This window comes from Paenibacillus sp. J31TS4 (assembly GCF_018403265.1).
In the GTDB taxonomy this organism is placed as follows: domain Bacteria; phylum Bacillota; class Bacilli; order Paenibacillales; family NBRC-103111; genus J31TS4.
In genome coordinates this window covers 1-2931 of sequence record NZ_BOSI01000014.1, presented here as the reverse complement: position 1 = coordinate 2931, position 2931 = coordinate 1, and the positions used below count along the sequence as shown (strand labels likewise).

Sequence of the window (2931 nt, the reverse complement as noted above, 5' to 3'; positions counted from 1 at the left end):
AAGATCATGGAAGTGGAAGTCATCAAGTATGCGGTTGTGGTCATCGCCAATCTGCCGGTGCTGATTCTGTATCCGTTCCTTCAGAAGTACTTCGTGAAGGGCGTTATGATCGGCGCACTGAAAGGCTAGGAGACGCACCGGGAAAGCAGACAAGACCAAAGAGAGGGGCGAAACAGAGCGCCCTATAACAAGGAAGCCGAACAATCGGAAGGCCCGAAGAACGGCAGGCCCGTGCCGGCGGACACCGCCGGCGCGGACGGCCGGATGGGCCGATCCAGGGGATCATTAGGGGAGGTCAACGAAAGTGGCAATGAAGAAATGGACAGCAGCATTGGTATCATCCGCAGTAACCGTCAGCCTGGTGACAGGCTGCGGAGGCGGCGAGGACAAAAGCGGAGCCGGCAAGGCGGCAGACAGCAATCTAAACGAGACGGGCTTTCCAATCGTGAAGGAACCGATCAAGCTGACCTTCTTTACGGGCAAGGCCGCTACGACGGCGAACAATTGGAACGAGACGGAAATCTGGAAGGAATACGCCAAGATGACGAACATTAACGTCGACTTCCAGCTCGTTCCATTCGACAACCTGACGGAGAAGCGCAACCTCGCCCTGGCGAGCGGCGACTATCCGGACGCGTTCCATACGACCAAGCTGACGGCACAGGATCTCGTGAAGTACGGCACCCAAGGGACGTTCGTCAAGCTGAACGACCTGATCGACAAATATGCGCCGAATTTCAAAAAGATTCTCGACGAGAACCCGGAAATCCGCAAGGGCATCACGATGCCGGACGGCAGCATTTACGCATTCCCGCTGCTGTATGATCCGGATTTTACATCCGTCCTTATGAGAGGCAAGCTGTGGTACAACAAAGAATGGCTCGACGCGCTCGGCATGAAGGAGCCGACGACGCTGGATGAATTCTATGAGTATCTGAAGGCGGTCAAAAACACCGACCTCAACAAGAATGGCAAGGCGGACGAGATCGGCTACGGCGGTGTCGGCCTGTCCGATATGCTTGCCAAGCTGAAGGGCAGCTACGGCCTAATGAACCGCGGCTCGTCGAACGGCAACTTCGATATCGATCCCAAGACGAATGAGATTCGCTTCATTCCGACCGACGACCGGTACAAGGAACTCCTTCAGTATGTTAACAAGCTGTATACCGAAGGGCTGATCGATAAGGAAATTACGACGATCAAGAGTAACCAGTTCTATGCCAAAGGGGCGGGCAATGTTTACGGCTCCATGGTCACCACCAGTCCGTTCACCCTGATGAAGCTCCAGTCCTTTGTAGGTGTGCCGGTTCTGAACGGACCGCACGGAGACGGCATCTATTCGGGGATCTACTCTCCGATCACCCAGATCGGCGCGTTCGTCATTACGGACAAGAACAAGAATCCGGAGGCGACCGTCCGCTGGATGGATTACTTCTACAGCGAAGAGGGCAACAAGATGTTCTTCATGGGCATTAAGGACAAGTCGTATACGGAGACGGCTGACGGCAAAGTCCAGTATACGGATGAGATCACGAAGAACCCGCAGGGGCTGACGCTCGAGCAAGCAGTCGTCAAGTATGTGACCTGGCCGGGCGGCAGCTACCCGGGCATCGTACGCCAAAAGTTCTTCCAGGGAGCGGAGGCCCAGCCGGAATCAATGGAGGCAGCCAAGAAGATCGAGGCGGGCTTGGTCAAGGAAGTTTGGCCGCCGTTCAGCTTCACCGACGCAGAGAGCGAGAAGCTGATTTCCCTCGGCAACGATATCACGACCTACATCACGGAAATGGAAACCAAGTTTATGACCGGCTCGGCTCCGTTCAGCGAGTGGGACAAGTACGTCTCCACGCTCAAGAAGATGGGGCTCGACGAATACGTCAATATATATAAGGCATCCTACGAACGGTATAAGAAATAATCGTCTTCATACAGGACGGCAGGCCTGGGGAATGGTTCTCCGGGACGGCCGTCCTTTTTTATTTGGGCAGAGGACAGGTTGCGAGACGATCTTCATATATATAGGTAAGAACTCGGCTAGCCAGCTTGGAAAGCGGGATCGGTGGAAATTCCCTCATCATTAAAAATTGTCCAGAACCGGAGTTTCCCGGAAAAACGGGTGTGGGCGGCATGCGAGGGAAATCCGGACGACCAAGGGCAGGAAGGCGCATGACCGCTCCGGTTTCATTCAGGCAGGAAGGGAAGCGAGGGAAGCGGGGCTTATCCATTTTTCTTGTGCTTATCCTTTCTTTTTGCGCCAGGAAGGCCGGACAGGGCGAAGTTCTATGGTTTTTTCTTATGACGTTCCTGCCGCCGGCGGCAGGAACGGCCAATTTGAGACTATTTACAACAAATTAAATTAAAAGTGGCTAAGAATATTAAAAATTGACTGTGGAAAGAAAACGTTTTCGGTTATAGTTTATCCACTTAGGTGATTAAGTTTGGATGAACCAAATCCCAACTTAAGTCCCGTTTTTTTCCATAAAACAGCGCGTCGGACAAATCGCAACGAAAGTTAAATTAAGCACTTGACAGCGCTTCCCCAAACTTACAATAATGAGAATTAATTCATTCAGGGAATGAAAACGATTACCCGTATAAATCTTGAATGATTTCCATTTTCAGAGAGAAGGGGGCAGCAGACGAACAGAACCATATTGCTTGATGACGGGCCGCTGCCCGCGTCTGATCTCGACAGCATTAGACAGCTTCTCCTGTATAAGACATCGCAGCTTAACCTACTTTTGGAAGGATGGTGAATGAGTCCTTGGCAAGAACCGCAATCGACAAGCAACCGGCCGCAAAGCCGACCAAATCCCGCCTCGCCCAATGGCTGAAGCCATTTGCCCGCAACTGGGAGCTGTACGTACTCATTTCTCCGGTCATCGCGTATTACCTGATCTTTGAATACTACCCGATGTACGGGGTCCAGATCGC

At 52.5% G+C, this 2931-nt stretch carries 1 protein-coding gene and 1 pseudogene; both read left to right on the top strand.

Features of this window, described 5'->3' with window-relative positions; all coding sequences use genetic code 11:
- Nucleotides 1-129: pseudogene (locus tag KJS47_RS24205) on the top strand (ABC transporter permease); the annotation flags it as partial.
- 181 nt (nucleotides 130-310) lie between these two features.
- Nucleotides 311-1915, top strand: a complete 1605-nt coding sequence (locus KJS47_RS23715; RefSeq protein WP_249716695.1) for an extracellular solute-binding protein — start codon at nucleotides 311-313, stop codon at nucleotides 1913-1915.
- The last annotated feature ends 1016 nt before the right edge of the window (nucleotides 1916-2931 follow it).

What these genes read in the sequence shown, in the direction of transcription:
- KJS47_RS23715 (WP_249716695.1), top strand. Translation starts at nt 311, where the DNA reads ATGAAGAAATGGACAGCAGCATTGGTATCATCCGCAGTAACCGTCAGC.